Here is a 221-nt window from a genome sequence, read left to right on the forward strand (position 1 = left end):
CCGACCTCGCGGATGACCGCGATGCCCACGTCGCGCATCTGCTGGTACTCGCGGTCGGTCAGCGTCATCGCCGGCGCGACGGTCACCGAGTCGCCGGTGTGCACGCCCATGGGGTCGATGTTCTCGATGGAGCACACGACCACGACGTTGTCGTTGCGGTCGCGCATCAGCTCCAGCTCGTACTCCTTCCACCCCAGCGCGCTCTCCTCGATCAGCACCTC

At 67.0% G+C, this 221-nt stretch carries 1 protein-coding gene; it reads right to left on the minus strand.

The features are described 5' to 3' along the window. On the minus strand, window positions 1-221 hold a 221-nt coding region (locus IMZ35_RS30320; RefSeq protein WP_199444637.1), incomplete at both ends, for an ATP-binding protein.

The organism is Umezawaea beigongshangensis (assembly GCF_016464305.1).
Taxonomy (GTDB): Bacteria; Actinomycetota; Actinomycetes; order Mycobacteriales; family Pseudonocardiaceae; genus Umezawaea_A; species Umezawaea_A beigongshangensis.